General features: G+C 39.9%; 14 protein-coding genes. 9 read left to right on the forward strand and 5 right to left on the reverse strand.

Going from position 1 to position 18,087, the window contains the following annotated elements; genetic code table 11:
• The first annotated feature begins 75 nt into the window (after positions 1-75).
• The 6 genes from ACWIWK_RS08985 to ACWIWK_RS09010 all read left to right on the forward strand — a co-directional run bounded on the left by ACWIWK_RS08985 (position 76) and on the right by ACWIWK_RS09010 (position 6,206).
• Entirely contained in the window at positions 76-1,620 is a 1,545-nt protein-coding gene (locus ACWIWK_RS08985) for a flagellin B (protein ID WP_454152461.1), read from the forward strand.
• A gap of 47 nt (positions 1,621-1,667) precedes the next feature.
• Positions 1,668-3,620 carry a motility associated factor glycosyltransferase family protein gene (locus tag ACWIWK_RS08990; protein WP_454152476.1) on the forward strand — a complete coding sequence of 651 codons (1,953 nt, stop codon included), beginning with the start codon at positions 1,668-1,670 and terminating at the stop codon, positions 3,618-3,620.
• Positions 3,621-3,622: 2 nt separating this feature from the next.
• On the forward strand, positions 3,623-4,600 hold the full coding sequence (locus ACWIWK_RS08995; protein WP_454152462.1) for a transaldolase: 978 nt from the start codon (positions 3,623-3,625) through the stop codon (positions 4,598-4,600).
• Between the two features lie 105 nt (positions 4,601-4,705).
• Positions 4,706-5,176, forward strand: a complete 471-nt coding sequence (gene ribH / locus ACWIWK_RS09000) for a 6,7-dimethyl-8-ribityllumazine synthase (RefSeq protein ID WP_454152463.1) — start codon at positions 4,706-4,708, stop codon at positions 5,174-5,176.
• Between the two features lie 9 nt (positions 5,177-5,185).
• The gene (gene nusB, locus ACWIWK_RS09005; protein WP_454152464.1) at positions 5,186-5,593 is read left to right on the forward strand and encodes a transcription antitermination factor NusB; all 408 of its coding nucleotides are present in this window, start codon (positions 5,186-5,188) and stop codon (positions 5,591-5,593) included.
• Positions 5,550-6,206 (forward strand): zeta toxin family protein, encoded by a 657-nt coding sequence (locus ACWIWK_RS09010; protein WP_454152465.1) that lies wholly within the window; start codon positions 5,550-5,552, stop codon positions 6,204-6,206. Before nusB ends, ACWIWK_RS09010 begins: the two co-directional genes overlap by 44 nt.
• 193 nt (positions 6,207-6,399) lie before the next feature.
• On the opposite strand, the gene ACWIWK_RS09015 is transcribed toward ACWIWK_RS09010, so the two are convergent.
• Complete coding sequence (locus ACWIWK_RS09015) at positions 6,400-7,926, reverse strand: DEAD/DEAH box helicase (RefSeq protein WP_454152466.1); 1,527 nt, start codon at positions 7,924-7,926, stop codon at positions 6,400-6,402.
• Positions 7,927-8,074: 148 nt separating this feature from the next.
• Here ACWIWK_RS09015 and ACWIWK_RS09020 point away from each other — a divergent pair, with 148 nt between their 5' ends.
• Positions 8,075-8,809, forward strand: a complete 735-nt coding sequence (locus tag ACWIWK_RS09020) for a cytochrome c biogenesis CcdA family protein (protein WP_454152467.1) — start codon at positions 8,075-8,077, stop codon at positions 8,807-8,809.
• Between the two features lie 47 nt (positions 8,810-8,856).
• On the opposite strand, the gene ACWIWK_RS09025 is transcribed toward ACWIWK_RS09020, so the two are convergent.
• Positions 8,857-10,920, reverse strand: a complete 2,064-nt coding sequence (locus tag ACWIWK_RS09025; protein WP_454152468.1) for a hypothetical protein — start codon at positions 10,918-10,920, stop codon at positions 8,857-8,859.
• A gap of 92 nt (positions 10,921-11,012) precedes the next feature.
• On the opposite strand from ACWIWK_RS09025, the gene murJ reads away from it, so the two are divergent.
• Entirely contained in the window at positions 11,013-12,524 is a 1,512-nt protein-coding gene (murJ, locus tag ACWIWK_RS09030; RefSeq protein WP_454152469.1) for a murein biosynthesis integral membrane protein MurJ, read from the forward strand.
• Positions 12,525-12,576: 52 nt separating this feature from the next.
• Positions 12,577-14,049: a cysteine--tRNA ligase gene (cysS, locus tag ACWIWK_RS09035; protein WP_454152470.1), complete on the forward strand. Its 1,473-nt coding sequence runs from the start codon at positions 12,577-12,579 to the stop codon at positions 14,047-14,049.
• A gap of 1 nt (position 14,050) precedes the next feature.
• Here cysS and ACWIWK_RS09040 read toward each other — a convergent pair whose 3' ends face one another.
• From ACWIWK_RS09040 to ACWIWK_RS09050, 3 genes are all read right to left on the reverse strand, one after another.
• Positions 14,051-15,436 (reverse strand): cytochrome-c peroxidase, encoded by a 1,386-nt coding sequence (locus ACWIWK_RS09040; protein ID WP_454152471.1) that lies wholly within the window; start codon positions 15,434-15,436, stop codon positions 14,051-14,053.
• 63 nt (positions 15,437-15,499) lie between these two features.
• Positions 15,500-15,655, reverse strand: a complete 156-nt coding sequence (locus ACWIWK_RS09045) for a hypothetical protein (protein ID WP_454152472.1) — start codon at positions 15,653-15,655, stop codon at positions 15,500-15,502.
• Between the two features lie 37 nt (positions 15,656-15,692).
• Positions 15,693-18,087 (reverse strand): TonB-dependent receptor (locus tag ACWIWK_RS09050; protein WP_454152473.1); only part of this gene is annotated, 2,395 nt, incomplete at its 5' end.

Genomic DNA, 18,087 nt, shown 5'->3' on the forward strand with positions numbered 1-18,087 from the left:
TCATTTATTTTTGGAATAGTTTTTGCTTTTTGGCTCAAGGGATACAACTTTAACTTCAGTCAAAAAGGATACTTTATGAGCTTTAAGATTAACACCAACATTTCCGCGTTAAATGCGCACACCATAGGGGTTGTGAATAATAGAGCCCTTCACAACTCTTTGGAAAAATTAAGCTCTGGTTTGCGGTTAAACAAAGCCGCTGATGATGCTTCTGGTATTGCTATTGCGGACTCTTTGCGCTCTCAAGCCGAGAGTCTTGGGCAAGCTGTGAGGAACGCCAATGATGCGGTTGCGGTTATCCAAATTGCGGATAAGGCAATGGATGAGCAATTAAAAATCCTTGATACCATTAAGACAAAAGCCGTCCAAGCAGCACACGATGGACAGAGCACAGACACTAGAAAGGCATTACAGAGTGATATTTTGCGTTTGTTAGAGGAGCTTGATAATATTGCTACTACCACAAGCTTTAACGGACAGCAAATGCTTTCTGGTGCGTTTTCAAATAAAGAATTCCAAATTGGTGCATTTTCAAACCAAAGTATTAAGTCATCTATTGGTCCTACGAGTTCAGATAAAATCGGGCATGTGCGTATGGAATCAAGCTCAATCACAGGTAAAGGCGTGCTCGCTTCGGCTGCGGCAAGCTCCTTGACTGAAGTAATGTTCCATGTAAAAGAAGTCGATGGAAAAAATAGCTATGAGTTAGAAACGGTGAAAATTTCCACTTCAGCAAATACAGGTATTGGTGTGCTTGCAGAAGTGATTAACAAATATTCCGACACACTTGGTATGCGTGCGGCGTGGCAGGTAATGGGCACAGGAAATATCCCTGTGCAATCAGGCACGGTGCACGGACTTGTGGTAAATGGTGTAACTATTGGTTCGATAGATGAAGTGCGTAAAAATGACTCTGATGGACGCTTGATTAACGCATTTAACTCGGTAAAAGAGCGAACAGGTGTGGAGGCTTGGACTGATATTTCTGGGCGTTTGAATCTAAGAGCCACAGATGGAAGGGCAATTTCAATACGCACCCAAAGTGCTACGGGTAAAGTGTTTGGTGGTGGTAACTTCGTGGGGATTAGCGGGACAAAGCACGCTATCATTGGTCGTTTGACACTTATTAGACAAGATGCGCGCGACATTATCATTAGTGGTATGAATTTTAGCCACGTGGGATTCCACACAGCACAAGGAATCGCACAATACACCGTGAATCTGCGTGAGTTGCGTGGTGAAATTGGTGCGAATGTGGCTTCAGCGTGTGGTGCAAACCCAAATATTTCATTTAGAGAAATTCACGCTGATGGTATCGGTGCGGGTGTTACGAGTTTGCGTGGTGCGATGGTGGTTATGGATATGGCAGAATCTGCGCGTATGTTGCTTGATAAACTTCGTGCGGATATTGGTTCTGTGCAAATGCAGCTTATTGCTACCATCAACAATGTCTCGGTTACGCAGGTTAATGTTAAAAGTGCGGAATCTGTTATCCGTGATGTGGATTTCGCTGAGGAATCTGCGACTTTCTCTAAGCATAATATTTTGGCACAGAGCGGAAGTTTTGCTATGGCACAAGCAAACCTTGTCCAGCAAAATGTGTTGCGATTGTTGCAATAGCATAGAGATTCCATAATTTTTATGGAATCTTAGAGGTTTTTATAATGGTGGATTTTTTTGAGCGCAATATTACCGCGTTACAAAAAATCTCTCCCACACTTTGCAAACGATTAAAAGAAGTAACTCCAAACGAATCGTATGAGGTTTTTACTACAAGCGATTCTATCAATTTCAATATTGTTCGTATAAGCGATTCTACCCCGATTTTTCTGCATTCTCCCATTGAAGAAACAAACGAAAAAATAGCACAATTTGCGGAGTTTTGTCATTATCCATTTTTGTATTTTTTTGGGCTTGGCAATGGCGTGTTTTATAAAGTGCTTACACAAAATGAGAATCTTAAAAGTGTGGTTGTCATCGAGCCAGAGATTGAGATTTTATTTATTGTGTTGCATTTGCTTGATTTTTATGATGATATTTTAAGCAAGCGCATAGTGTTTTTAGATTCCAAAAGTAGCTACCAAGATATTTTGCAACTTTTTATCAAAAATAAACACGCTAAAATTTACTCTAAACTTTACAATCTGCATATTTTTAATCCATTTTATGAGCATTTTGCCACTCAAAGTGTAGAGTTTAATAAACTTTTTGTGCGTGCGATTCATCATTGCGTGATGAGCGTGGGGAATGATAGCAAAGATTCTATCGTGGGCATTGCACACCACATTGCTTCATTGCCTGAAATGTTGCATTCACCCTCGCTTATCACACTTATTAAAGAGCTTCAGCTTAAACGCTCCCAAATCAATGCAAACAATGAGGGCAAAAAGGCTGGTTCTACCGCAGTGATTGTCTCCACAGGTCCAAGCCTTAGCAAGCAGTTGCCACTTTTAAAGCGTTATCAAGATTATATTACTATTTTTTGCATTGATGCTTCATTCCCCATTTTAGCGCGCGAGGGAATCGTGCCTGATATTGTGTTTTCTCTAGAGCGTGTGGATTTAACCGCGCAATTTTATGAAAAAACCCCCAAATCCAAGCATAAAAATGTCATTTTTGCCATTACTTCAATCGTGCATAAGCGTTTAAAAGACGCAATCAATGGCGATTTAGTGCAGATGAGTATGCGTCCTTTTGGCTATACGGCGTATTTTGGCTTTAAGGAATATGGATACATTGGCGTGGGACTAAGTGCAGCAAATATGGCGTATGAAATGCTTGTATATTCGCGTTTTTCACGCTGTATTATCATAGGGCAGGATTTGTCCTTTGGCAAAGATGGGAGCTCACACGCACAAAATGCCGTGTATGGCGAGCGCGAAATTAAGCCATTAGAAGAAGATTCCCAAAAAGTGCTCTTGCCTGCTTATGGTGGAGAAGGTTTTGTGGAGAGCACACCTATTTGGAAAATGTTTTTAGAATTTTATGAGACAGACATTGCCCAAACACCTTATAAAATTGAGGTAATTAACGCCACAGAAGGTGGGGCTAGGATTGAGGGGACAAAGGAAATGAGCTTTGAAGAAGCACTTTTACCCATTGATACAAGCCAAAAAAAACAACCTTTGCATTTAAGCCCGCCAGATTCTCAAACAATACAAGAGAATCTGCAAAAAGCCCACCAAAAAACACAGGAATTTATCGATTTTGGTATTGAAAAAAAGGCTAAGATTGAGGAAGTTTTCTTAGAAGTGGCGCATTTATGCGATGAACTAGAGGAGGCAAATAAAAGCAAAGATTTGGAAAATATCGATTTTAATCGTGTTGAAGACGCGCTTAATCACATACAAGAAATTAAGGATTTTTTTGGGGACAATAACTTTACAATGTGCTTTAATGATGCGATTCAATCTTATATCGTGCATCAAGAAATGGAGATTGCAAAGATTATCGTTGGTGTGGCGCGAGATGAAATGGCACTTAAAGCCAAACAAATAGATTTGCTTTTTGCACATAAATATTGGCTTTTTTCGCTTGCTGGCGGGATTGATAGTGTGATTTTTGTGGCGCAAAAATCTTTTGATGAATGGAAAGATTCTATCTCAATAAAAAAGGAGTAAAAATGGACTTAGATGAAATAAATTATAGCTTGTGGTGTGATTTTATCCATAGGGATTTTTTGCATAATGGCTTTGGTGCGTTGCTTTCTTATGGTGTAAATGGTGCAACAAGCAATCCTAGCATTTTTGCTAACGCACTTGAAAGCCAATCCTATAAAAAGCGCGCAGAGAAGCTAAAACAAGAAAATGGTAGTATGAATGCTAAAGAGATTTATGAGAATCTTGGTTTTAATGATATTAAAACAGCAGCACAAATCCTCACACCACTTTATAACAAAAACCAAGACAACGGATATATAAGCATTGAAATCGACCCATTTTTGTGTGATGATGCACCAAAAAGTATCGATGAGGGCGTGCGGATTTTTCAAAGCATAGGCAAGCCAAATGTGATGATTAAAGTTCCAGCTACGCAGGCAGGATATGAAGTAATGAATGCTTTGATAGCAAAAAATATCCCCGTGAATGCTACGCTTATTTTTTCCCCAAATCAAGCAAACCAATGTATGCAGGCCTTTGCCCAAGCAAGAAAGGGGAACTCCATAGCGCGTGGTGTGGTAAGTATCTTTGTATCTCGCTTTGATAGGGCATACAATGCGATGCAAGAGGCAAAAGATGAGGTAAAAAATACGCTCGGAATCGCTAATGCCAAAAAATGTTATAGTATTATTCAAGACTTTGATGACAAGTTTTCTCGTCCGCTTTTTGCTTCTACGGGAGTGAAGGGCGATGATTTGCCAAAGGATTACTACATTACCTCGCTTATTTTGCCAAAAAGCATTAACACCGCACCGCTTGATGCACTACAATATTTCGTGCAAGAGAGGGAGGATTGGCAAGAGCAGGTTGTAGATTCTAATGTCCAAAAAATTCTTAGCCTTGTTGGTGAAGAGAATTTGACGCAAATGTATAATACTTTGCTTACAGATGGAGTGAATGCTTTTAAGCAAAGTTTTGAAGAAATGCTTGCAAAATTATAGAATCTTTACGCATTTTTAAGGCTTTGCAAGAAAATTTCACTACAATGCAACTTATGCTATAATCGCGTTTTGCGTTGTGGTTAGAGTAAAAATTAAGGAGAAAAAATGAATACAATAGAGGGAAAACTCAAATTGCGTGGTGATGAGCGCATTGCTATTATCGGTAGTAGATTTAATCATCTTATCACAGATAGACTTATTGAAGGGGCGAGAGATTGTTTCTTGCGACACGGAGGCAATGATGAGTTGTTAGATTTAATCCTTGTGCCGGGCGCGTATGAAATCCCATTTGCCTTGCAAAAGATTCTCTCACAAAATACTTATGATGGAATCTGTTGTCTTGGTGCGATTATACGCGGGGCAACCCCACATTTTGATTATGTGAGTGCGGAGGCGACAAAGGGCATTGCCAATGTTACACTTAAGTATGGCGCAGCAGTTACTTATGGTGTGCTTACCACAGATAGTATCGAGCAAGCTATCGAGCGTGCTGGCACAAAGGTAGGCAACAAGGGATTTGAGGCAATGGCAGGGCTTATCGAGCTAGTAAGCCTGTATGAGAGTCTTGGCGTTTAAGGAGAGATAATGGCGACAAGGTCGCAGGCAAGGAGTGCCGTCATAGCAATGCTATACGCTTATGATGTGGGGAATATCAGCATTCTCACTCAAGCGCAGGGTTTTTTGGAAGAGAGAAAAATCCGCCATAAACAACAAGATTTCGCGCTCAATCTCTTTAATGGGGTGATACAAAAGCGCGAAGAGCTAGATTCTTGTATCAACACACATTTAAAGGAATGGGATATAGCGCGTATTGGTCGCATTGAGCATTCAATATTGCGACTTGGGAGCTATGAACTACTTTTTAGTGATACAGATGCACCCATTGTGATAAATGAGGCTATTGAGCTTAGCAAGGCTTATGGCGATGATAATGCCCCAAAGCTCATAAATGGCGTGCTTGATTCTATCAAACAACTGCGAAAGCCAACTTAGTATGCCACAAGCTCAAGCATTCATTTTTGCAGGAATCAATGGCGCAGGTAAAAGCACATTGTATTATGATGAGCTTTTACGCGATAAATCATTTGGGATTCGCATAAATACTGATGAATTTGTCAGTAGCTTTGGGAGTTGGAAAAATCCAAAAGAACAATTTAAGGCTTCTAAAATCGCCCTAAAACTTCGCCAAAATTGCATTAAAAAGCATTATGATTTCAACCAAGAAACTACGCTTTGTGGCAAAAGTATAGTGAATCTTTTTAGCGAATTGAAAACACAAAATTACGCTATTTCGCTGTATTATATTGGTGTAAATAGCGCGCAAATTGCTAAAGATAGAGTTAAAATGCGCGTTGCTAAAGGCGGACACGATGTGGATTCTCTTTTAATTGATAGGCGATTTACTCAATCTATACAAAATCTACTAAAAATCGCTAAATTCTGCGATAAGATTGTGTTATTTGATAATAGTGGTAGTGAAAAACAGCTGATTTTCAAATACAATAAAGCAAATGATTGTATTATTGATACAATATCGCGTAAAAATATGTGGATTTATAATAAAGCAAATTTGCTAAAAAGCGAACTTGGGATAAAATTTAAATAAATCAAGCCCTTAAAACTTCAATTATTGCCCTTAAGTTTAAACCACGCAGATAATGACATATATCAAATACTAAATAAAGGCGTTAGAAATTTAGAAATAACAAGCAAAAATTTACTTTATAAGGAGGCAATTATGCCAAGCACTACTGAATTGATGAAGACATATTTATGTAAAAAGTTGCAGTTTTTAGAGTCTATCCCCAAATGCTATCAGTAATATCGCCGTCATAGGACTTTTTAGATGATTTTTTGTCTTTTTCTTTTTTATCTTTTGTAAAACTTTTTTTGTAAAATTTACCTGATTTTTGTTGCTCGCTTTCATCAATGCTTAGTTTGTGCTCTAAGATAGCAATTTGGTCCTTTTTAAGCCCGATAGTCTTTTTGCAACAAGATTGTATAAAGTAGCTCAAAAGTTTTTGGCATAGCTTTTCCTCTGGCATTGTGCCTTTGAGGGTTTCATACATTTCAAGTGCATTTTGACTTATTTCAAGCGTGGCGATTTTGGAGAGAAGCGTTTGAGAATCCACCTCCACATCGTCCATTTCGCAAAGTTGCATTTGTGCTTTAGTGTTTTGCTTAATATTGTTAATCTCTTTAAACTCTAATGGCGTTGCTAGCGTAATCGCTACGCCTCTTTTGCCCGCTCTACCTGTGCGCCCAATGCGATGGACATAGCTTTGTGGGTCAAGAGGGATATGGTAATTAAACACATGGCTTACATCGCTTATATCAAGCCCTCGAGCAGCCACATCAGTAGCGACAAGAATCTCGGCATTATTTTGCTTGAAATCCATTATGACACTGCGCCTATCGCGTTGCTCCATATCGCCGTGTAATGCTAGGGCATTGAAATTCGCTTCTTTAAGGTTATTGGCTAGTATATCAGCCTCTTTTTTTGTGCGCGTAAAGATAATGCTTTTGTTTGGATTCTCTATTTCTAATAGTTTTAAAATTGCCTCATTACGCTCGTTTTCGTTAATAATATAATATTTTTGTTCAATGTTTTGGTTGTTGATTTCTACGGGAGAAATTTTGACAAACTCTGGTTTGCGTAAAATTTTTAGCGCGAGATTTTTGATTGGCTCGGGCATTGTCGCAGAAAAAAGCAGTGTTTGCTTATTGCTTGGCAAGTAAGTGAAAATATGCTCTATGTCATCTAAAAATCCCATATCAAGCATTTCATCACTTTCATCAAGCACGACAACCTTTGGTGCGAAATCCTGAAGTCTGCCATTCATCAAATGGTCTAAAAGCCTACCCGGTGTGGCAATCATCACTTTTGGTTTGTATTTTAGCAAATCGCATTGCCGTTTTATACTTTGCCCACCATACATACAAATAGTCTTAATCCGCGCAAACTTTCCAATCTTTAAAAACTCTTCGCTGATTTGCATTGCAAGTTCGCGTGTAGGAGTGATGACGAGGGCTTCTATTTGTTTGTTGCGCCCGAGTTTGTTTAAAATAGGGATAGCAAATGCAGCTGTTTTGCCCGTGCCCGTTTGTGCTTGCGCTATTAAATCGCTTCCTTTTAGCACAATGGGGATAGATTGCTCTTGTATGGGTGATGGCACAGAGAATCCCACTTCTTTAATGCCACGCAGTATGTGGCTACGCAAGTTAAAATCACTAAAGTTTTTGGTGGTTTTTTGCAGAGATTCTGCTTCGTTGCAATCACTCTGTATATCCAAATCGTGCTCTGGTATGTATTTATCTGTTTGCATTGCCTAGTCCTATAACAAAAAGTTTGGGATATTGTAGCAAAAACTTTATATAAAAATTCCAAAAGTTTTTATCTTTAGTTATAATGTTCTTGGCAGGCGTTTTGTGCGTTATGAGAATCTATAAAATCTTATTGTTAAGGAGAAGAATTTGGAGGAGTTTTTGTATAGCAGTGTGTTTTACCAAGCTCCTTTAGTTGCGAGCTTTTTGGCTGGGATTATTACTTTTCTTAGTCCTTGCATTCTACCGCTAATCCCAGCGTATATTTCTTATATAAGTGGTATTTCTTTGGAGCATATCACACAAAACCCAACCAAACACCGCACGAAAATTATCCTTACTTCGCTTAGTTTTATCGCTGGATTTTGTGTGGTGTTTGTGGTTTTAGGGATTTTTGTGGATACTTTGTTAAGTGAGATTTTAAGCAGTGCGGTTTTTCGCATTGTTTCTGGGATAGTTGTGATTGGCTTTGGACTTCATTTTTTGGGAATCTTTAGGTTATCATTTTTATATAAGTTGCGTTTTAGTTTTAATATCACACCACCCAAAGGCAAGGTTTTATCGATATTTGCTCCTTTTTTGCTTGGAGTGAGTTTTAGTGCTTGTTGGAGTCCTTGTGCTGGACCCATACTTGCCTCAATCCTTGCACTTGGCGCGCTAAAGGACAATGAAGCATTGCATCTTATGCTTGCTTATTCGCTTGGACTTGGATTGGCATTTTTTATAACAGCACTTTTGATTGATTGCTCTCTTGGTTTTTTAGCAAAATTAAAGTCCTTTGTTCGCGTCATTGAAGTGGTTTGTGGTATTTTACTCCTCGTGCTTGGAGTGCTTATTTTAAGCGAAAAGTTAGATGAAGTTGTTGGGGTTTTAATGAATTTGTAAGCACAAACTTATTGTGAGTGTGCGAGATGGCATTTGTAATAGAGAATCTATTCTATTTTAAGTTTGAGATTCTCTTTATCAATAGAGATATTTCTTTGTGGGGCGTCATCAAAACTTATCATATCTCTGCCTTTTGGGAAAATATGTTCATAAAAAATCTCATTATGTCGTTTCCAAGAGCCCCTAGTGATAATCTTGGCATTTTGGAGTTCTTCATCAATGTGCTTAAGCTCCTCATTTTTTGCTTTTGCGGCATTTTGCACGGTGGCGATGCGCTCTTTTAAAAATTCAGCATTTTTTACTAAAGCGATATATTCCGCCATAGCATTTTTTATTTTTTTATCAATGGGTTCTTTAAGTCGCTTTTTTTCATCGATGATACTTTTTAGTTGCGCGACAATGGGTTTAGATTTCCTAATATTTTCGTTCTCTTTATTGAGGAGTTGTAAAAGTTTATTGACTTTATTTGTGCATTTTTGGATAAATTCATTGCTTTCTTCCACCACATTGCGGATTCCATAATAACAATCTGGCGAAATGTAGAGTTCGTTTTCCCCGCCTTCCACGCTTTTGATTTGCAATGTCCCACTAAAGTAAATTTTTGAATGCGAGTAAAGTTTGTTGATAGTGAGGTTTTGTGCTCGTATTTGTCCGCCTGTCGCAATGTCAATTTTTATGTTTTTTGCATCAAGGTTAGCCATTTCAGAGTTTTTGATTCTTAGTTCATTGGCGATTACCGTGCCTTTGACAAAGTCGATATTGCAAGTTTCACATTGCACAAAGGCACTTTGGTGGATTTGCCCGTGTATAGTTACTTCTTTACCGATAATACGGGCTTTTTCTCCCACAGAGCCCATAATGTCAATTTGCGTTGCTTCGATGACCATTCCGCGACCTACTGCGTCATCTTCTGGATTCTGTCCGCTTATGGTTACGACAATGTCCTTATTCACCCCTCCAAGTAAATGCCCGACATTACGCAAATTGACTTCCTTAAACTCATTGCTCTCAAACATTTTTAAGTATCCTTGCTTAACGCTTACATACCCCTTTTGCAAGGCAGTATAGGAGACATATTCATCTTTTTCCTCTTTGGAAAAAAGTTTTTCATCAAAGACAATTTCTCTAGCGATTTTTTCCTTAGGTTCTGGTGCTTTTTGCTCTGCTTGTTCGTTCTCTTTAGATTCTTTGGGGGCTTCTTGTTTTTTTGCTTTGTCTTTCTCATCGCTATCCCAATCATCATCGTCATCTTCGCTTTCTTCTTCTGGTAGAGAATAATCAAAATACCTCCCCTTAAGGTTTCGCCCACTTTCTCCCTCGCTCTCATAGCTTACGCGCAATATTTCTTGGTTTGCTTCCACTGCGTAAGAAGCGAGTCCAAGTGAAGTATTATTTTCTTTTTCCCATTGTTCTTTGGGTAAAAACTTCAATGTAGAGCCTGCTTTTGGCACATAGGCACTCGACCTCTCAAGCTCAAAAGTAATCTCTTCTTGCAATTCATCATTTTCGCATTTATCTTGCAAGTTGAGTGCATTTATCTTTTGTGCGAGGTCTTCAAACATTTTTTGTCCAAGTGAAGCGCATTTGATTTGCTCCTCAGCGGTATCTGTTTGCACTTGGGAATCTGTAGAATCTGGCAATGCGCGTATTTCGCAAGATTCTCCAAAGGCACTTACATCACGCACAATGATTCCCAAGATTGCCTTTTTGCGTTGAATCTCTTCGTATAGATGTCGTATAAAAGCCGCTAAGCTCTTAATTTTTACCCCCTTTTTAAGTGTGAGGTAAAGTTTGTTGTAATGGGTGTTTGTGGAGAGTTCTATAAAACTTGCTAAATCCTCCTCTTCTGTGATACGAATGCTAATATCAAAGTCTTGGTGGAGGTTAAAATCTGTTTTTTTGTTGTAGTTTTCTTCGTTTTCTAAGATTTCGTGCGCTTCAGTTGCTGGTATAAGGGTAGAATCTTTCTCGGCAAAATCCTTATAAGTGTGAATCTCAAGTATATCAAAAGTAAGTCTATGATAATCAAGTGCGTATAAATCACAAGTATTTTGCACGCTTTGCTCGACATCTTTGCAATTTCGCACAACCACTGGACGAAAACCTTGCATAACACTCCCTGTAATGTGAATTTAATCATTGAAAAATAATTTTGATATAATTACATATTTTTGCTTAACTAATCGACAAACAAAGGAAATTTTTGATATTTAAGGCATTTTTGACTAATAGCTCTGGGATTTTATGCTCGCGCATTTTTGGATTCATTCGTGATTTGTGTATGGCTTCATTTTTGGGTGCTGGGGTATTGAGTGATATATTTTTTGTCGCATTTAAGCTCCCTAATCTCTTCCGCAGAATCTTTGGCGAGGGCGCATTTGTGCAAAGTTTTTTGCCGAGTTTTATTGCCGCGCGAGCTAAGGGGGCTTTTAGTGTTATTGTGTTTGTGATTATATGTGGGGTTATATTGCTTATAAGTTTGTGTGTGTGGGCATTTAGTGGGGTTTTTACTAAGGCATTGGCTTTTGGATTCTCACCCCAGCAAATAGAGCTTGCAAGCCCTATCGTAGCGATAAATTTTTGGTATTTAGAGTTGGTATTTGTAAGCACTTTTTTAGGTTCACTTTTGCAGTATAAAAATTGCTTTTGGGTAAGCGCGTATAACACTGCATTGCTTAATATTGCGATGATTGGTGCTTTGTGGTTTGCGCGTGATATTGATGATATTAGGGCGGTATATATTTTAAGCTATGGAGTGCTTATTGGCGGAGCGTGCCAAATTGCCTTGCATTTTTATCCGCTTGTGCGATTTGGTTTTGGGCGACTTTTGGTTGTGGGATTGCGTGAGATTCTCTCAAGTAGGCGATATTTTAGAGAATCTCACACTAAAGATGATTTGCATTCACAAAACCTGCAAGCAAAAAACAATATCATCGCCTTAAAGAAGCGCGCCATACACATCAAAAATGATGTAAAAGCATTTTTTAAGCAATTTTTCCCAGCATTGCTTGGGAGCTCTACGGCACAAATTGCCTCATTTTTAGATACGCTTATTGCTTCATTTCTTGCAAGTGGTGCGATAAGTTATTTATATTATGCGAATAGAATCTTTCAGCTCCCTCTAGCCATTTTTGCCATTGCGGCTTCTAGCGCGCTTTTCCCCACTATTGCTAAGGCGGTAAAAAACGCCCAGCACAACGAGGCTTTAGGCTTAATGAAAAAGGCGTTTTGGTTGTTGCTTATTGCACTGTGTTTGTGTGTGGTTGGTGGGATAATGCTTAAAGATGAAATTATTTGGTTGCTTTTTGAGCGAGGGAAGTTTGAGCGCAGTGATACGCTAGAAGTGGCAAATGTGTTTGCAATGTATTTGGTTGGTTTGTTGCCATTTGGTTTGGCGCGGATTTTTTCTTTGTGGTTGTATTCGCATAAAATGCAGGGCAGGGCGGCGAAAATCTCGGCAATCTCGCTTTTATGCGGCGTAGGATTCTCACTTATTTTAATGCACCCACTTGGCGCAATGGGGCTTGCACTTGCCTCCTCGCTTGGTGGATTTTTGTATTTTATACTCACGGTGCGTGTTTTTGGGCTAAAGCAGTTGAGTTTAATGCTAAAAAATACCAAAGGCTTAGCTTTACTTGCTATAATGGTAGGTTTTTTAGTTGTGGTTTTAGGTGTGTTTAAGCATTATGAAAAATCTTTTGGAATCTTGGTCTAATGGGATTTGGTAGCAGTGTGCGAGCGACAATACAAAATATAAGGAAGTAGGAATGAAAATATTACTCTATGATTCTCAAAGTAGGCAAAAGCGCGAATTTGTCTCTATTGCACCCAATGAAGTAAGAATCTATGTGTGCGGTCCCACGGTCTATGATGATGCGCATCTTGGACACGCGAGGAGTTCGATTGCATTTGACTTGTGGCGCAGGGTGTTTCTTGCTAATGGGTATCAAGTAATGTATGCAAAAAATTTCACCGACATTGATGATAAAATCATCAACAAAATGCACCAAACCAATCAAACGCTAGAGAAACTTACTAATCATTACATTGAGGCATATTTGAATGATATGGATAGGCTTGGCGTCTTGCGTGGCGACATTGAGCCACGAGCCACACAGAATCTAGCGAGTATCCAAACAATGATAGAGGAGCTACTAAAGAGGGGGTATGCGTATTTAGGGCAAAATGGCGATGTGTATTTGCAAGTGCAAAAAGATTCTCAATATGGCGAACTTTCTCATCATAATGTGGAAAACACGCAAAGTCGTATCCAAAATGCTGATGATAAATTGGAATCTAGGGACTTTGCCTTGTGGAAAGGCTACAAAGGGCAGGGCGATGTGAGCTTTGAGAGTAGCTTTGGTGCTGGTCGTCCGGGCTGGCATATCGAGTGCTCTGCAATGATAGAATCTCACCTTGCTTATAAAGATAAAGATTTTGCGATTGATATTCACGCTGGGGGGAGCGATTTGCTTTTCCCTCACCACGAGAACGAGGCAAGTCAAACCCGCTGTGCTACCGATAGAGAGCTAGCAAAATATTGGCTGCATAATGGCTTTGTCAATATCAATGGTGAAAAAATGAGCAAATCGCTTGGCAATAGCTTTTTTATTAAAGATGCACTTAAAGTCTATGATGGCGAGATTTTGCGTAATTACTTGTTAGGCGTGCATTATCGCGGTGTGCTCGATTTTAACGAAGAGGATTTGCTGAGCTCTAAAAAGCGACTTGATAAACTCTATCGTTTAAAGAAGCGATTAAAGATTTCTCAAAGCACACAAGAAGCGATAACTTCGCTCGATTCTAAACAAACCTTAGAATCGAGCGTATTTGGACGCATTGCAAAGCACGCAAACAATGAGTTTGTAACAAACTTTTTGCAATCACTTAATGATGATTTAAACATTTCAAAAGCCCTAAGTGTGCTAGAAGAAATGCTTAATGGCGCGAATGAATATATTGACAAATCTCCAAAAGATAGCGCGTTTATGGAAGTCATAGCGTATAACATCGCTTTTATTGCACTCACTCTTGGCATTGGTGGCAAAGATGCGAGCGAGTATTTTCAACTTGGCGTGAGTAAGGAAGAGAAGCAAAAGATACAAACCCTCATCGCTCAAAGACTGCAAGCAAAGCAAGAAAAAAATTATACCAAAGCAGATAGCTTGCGCGATGAACTCAAAGCAATGGGGATTGAGATTATGGATAGTCCGCAAGGCACGATATGGGAAAAGGTGTAGTTTATAGCACCCTCAAAAACGCCTCTAATGCGTTGATTTCCTCTTCGCTTAAATTGAGCGGGCGCAAAATCTCATCGCTCTTTGGAAAAGGCGGATTATAAGCCTTGCCCTCTTGTGGCTCTGGCTTTGCCATACCGAAATTATACCCAAACAGCACGCCTCGCAAATGCGGGAAAAGCCCGTTGTGCATATAGGGCGCACTTTTTGCCACGCCACGCAAACTCGGCGTTTTAAACGCCCCCACATCGCTAGGATTTTTGGTTACCTCATATCGCCCCAAATCCTCGTATTTCTCACGCCCATAGAAATGCAAGCCAAGATTATGAAACTTCCCATCGCTAAAAGCTACGCTATTATGGCAGTTGATACACCGCGCTTTGGTGCGAAAGAGGTGCAGTCCCCACACTTCCTCATCGCTTAGCCCCTTGCCATTGCCATTTAAGAATCTATCAAAGCGATTTTGCGCGGGCATTAGGCTTCGCTGATAAGTAGCGAGGGCTTTGGCTAGGAGTTCTTTTGTGATTTTGTCCGTGCCAAAGGCGATTTTAAAGAGCTCTTTATATTCTTTGATTTTGCGGAGCTTTTTAGCGGCTTTATCGGCGTTATACGCCATTTCTAGCGGGTCAGCTATGGGAAAAAGGCTTTGAGATTCTAAATCTTGCGCCCTCCCGTCCCAAAATTTCTCTTTGCCAAACGCACTCATCGCCACGCTTGGCGAGTTTCTACGCCCTAGCTGTCTATTATGCCCATAGCTTACACTTCTCCCATCAGCAAACCCGAGCTCTTTATCGTGGCAATTTGCGCACGCGATTTGATTTGACGCTGATAGTCTTGGCTCATTAAAGAGCTTTTCACCCAAATCGCGCTTTTCTTTAGAGTAGGGATTGTGCGCGGGGTAAGGTGGCGTTTTTGGCAATGGCGCAATCTCCAAATGCGCGCGCACTTGCGCTTCTACTTCACCGCGCTTTTTAGAATCAAGTTCGTTTAGATTTTGACTAGATTGTAGCAGTCCTAACTGCCGTGCAAAATCCTCCACCACAGCCTCATCGATATGCGCTTTCGTCCATTTGGTAGAGTCCGCATTGCTATACATTTTGCGGAGATTCTCGATATGTGGTTTGGGTGATTTGGTGGCTTGAGTTTTGCCCTGTGCTTGCGCGACTACACCAAGCAAAGCAAACACTACAAACACTACATAGCAGATTTTAGACATTTTTTCTCCTTTGGTTTTTGTCATTGTGAGTGCGATTTCTTTGCTATATTGAATCGTCATTGCGAGCAGATTTTGCATAAATCCGCGTAGCAATCTATTGTTTTTGTTATTGCAAGATTCTGCGCGCAGCAATCCAATTTCCCATCCGCAAGGGAGAGAGAAATTCTTTGTCATACTGAGGGCTAAAAGCCCGAAGTATCTCAAAAAAGCAACAATTTAGAGATATTTCGCTAACGCTCAATATGACAACATACAGATTGCCACGCTCGTTTCACTTACTCGCAATGACGGAGTTTTCTTTGTCATATTGAGGGAGTGAAACGACCGAAATATCTCTCTTGTTATTTTTGAGATACTTCGCTTACGCTCAGTATGACAATGGTTTTTTGTCATTGCCACGCTCGTTTCGCTCGCTCACAATGACAATTTCTTAAAATTTATACCCCACCTGCACCCAAAATTGCCTCCCTAGCTCATATACAGGGATAGAGCTAGCAGAGGCAAAAGCCGTTGTAGCATTGCCATTTGCTAGTCCAAGTGTAGTCATATTTTGACTATTTAGCACATTATAAATATCGACATTTGCATATAGCGTTTGTCCCCTCCATATATCCACTTCAAAGCCCACGCGCATATCCCAACTAAAGCTAGGTTTGAAGCTATGCCTTGCGTATTGTGTCCCGCGAAATGTGGTGTCATACAAATTTGGGTGGCTTCTTTGGGTGATGACTATCATTTTATCATAGCCACTGCGAAATCTAAAAAAGTTATTAACCAACCACTTTGTGCGCGAAATGCTAAAAGTATGCGTAGTATTTAGTCGTAGCGTAAAAGGGCGGGCGAAATTTTCCACAGGGCGATTTCGATAAGAAATAATCTCCCCATCATATTTTATAAGCGTGTTGTTGTAGTAGCTGTCATCGGCTGCTTGGGGATTGTAAGTCCTAGCACTATGCGTGTAGTCAAAGGCAAGTAAATATTGATGAGAGATTCCATAAGTTTGCAACGGTTTAGTGTTTTGTAAAATCAGTGAGACAATATCGCTCTCACTTCGCCCGTCATTTGTATAGACATTATAACCTCCTGTATAGCCACTAGGCACATTGTTGCCATTTGCGCTCCTCCCTTGCACGCGCATTATTTCATCTCTGCCCGCGCGATAAATGTATTTCACACCAATGCTAAAACTCCCAATTTCTTGCGTTACCCCAGCCATTAACTCATCACTATATGGAATCTTTAGCTTACGAAACAAAAATGAGCTACTGCCTTGCTCTTTTAAATCCTCTCTTTCTACCCACGCACTAGGCATATTTGTCGTAGCGTCTAAATCACGCGTGTAATATCGCATAGAATCTAGCACCAAATCATAAAGTCGATAGCTAAAAATCGAGCGCGCATAGTAGCGATTTGCCCCAAATGTGATTTTTGTCTGCCACTGCTTTGGCGCGGGGGTTATGTAGTTAAGCGAAAATCTAGGCGCAAGACTTTGCTTGCTCATATAGCTATCCCCATCAAAGCGCAAGCCCAAGCGCGTATTTAACTCCCCTACCTTTCCTAAATCAAAATTTATATCATCTTCGACAAAAATCCCATAGGCAAAATTATCAAACTTGATAGAATTTACCCCCTCTTCTTGAAGGTAAGTAAAAAATTGTCCATTCCACCCAACTCCTGCGCCACCTAGCACCTTGCCACTAGAGCAACTATCTAGCCCTAAACTATCTGCGCCACAAGAGCCACCATTGAGATTTTTGATACTTTGATATGAAGTATTGCCTATGTAATATCCCCACGGACTTAAGAGATAATATGGATTTAACCGCTCTTTATCAATGTATTGATAAGTCAAATCTAGCCCTGCTAAAACATTATGCGACATTCTCCAAAATCTAAATGGCTCAAAAGCCATATCTGCTTTATAATTTAGAGAATGTTGCAATTCGTCCATATTGCCATAGCCTCCCTCCATTGCGACATTGCTACCATTCATTGCCCAATTTTTATCCTCGCTATAATACCACCCACGATATACATTACTATCACTTGCACGAGAATGTTCCATAAAGCTATATCCTAATTGATTAGTAAAAATGCCCGCTTTGTGCCCCCATACAGCTTTTAGTCCCGCTTGCCAGCCCCCACTCTCCATCGCATAAAAAGAATCTCGCATAGCACTATTAAAATAAGTGTTAAATTGTGGCATATATGCGAGGCTTGCTTCTAGTGTGAGATTCTCTTTTGGATTATAAAATACCTTTGCATAGTAGTTATAAATTTCCCTGCGTTGGTCTTGCTTTTTGTCATAATCGTTGCCTTTATAGCGTGAAAATAAGCTTTGGTCATAGGCATATAACGGGATAAAACTCTGCGTGGTGTTAAAGCTTGCTATAAGCCCTAGATTTTCTTTGATATAGCCCTCCACACTAGATTTTATGAGGTGCTTATGAAATTGTGGTTGGTAGTTTTCATTGCTACTTGTGGCAAAAGTAGATTCTGCATTCTCGTGGATAAAATAATGCGTAAGTTTATCGGAGGTGTATTGATAGCTGATATTGCTATGCCAGCCATTGATACCACCATTATCTTTGCGAGGTTTGCGCACCTGTGCCTCCACCACACCACCTGTGAACCCCCCATAACTTGCACTTACATTGCTATCAAGCACTGTGATAGATTCTAGCAGACTCGTATCCACTGCTAAGCCCTGACTTCTGCCACCGCGAAGCGTATTTGTGCCATTTGCAGTGGGATTATCCGCACTTCTGCCTATGGGGTCTAAATCATTATTCATATTAAAGCCATCTAACTGAAAATTGTTTTGG

The sequence above is a fragment of the Helicobacter sp. 23-1048 genome (assembly GCF_053654545.1).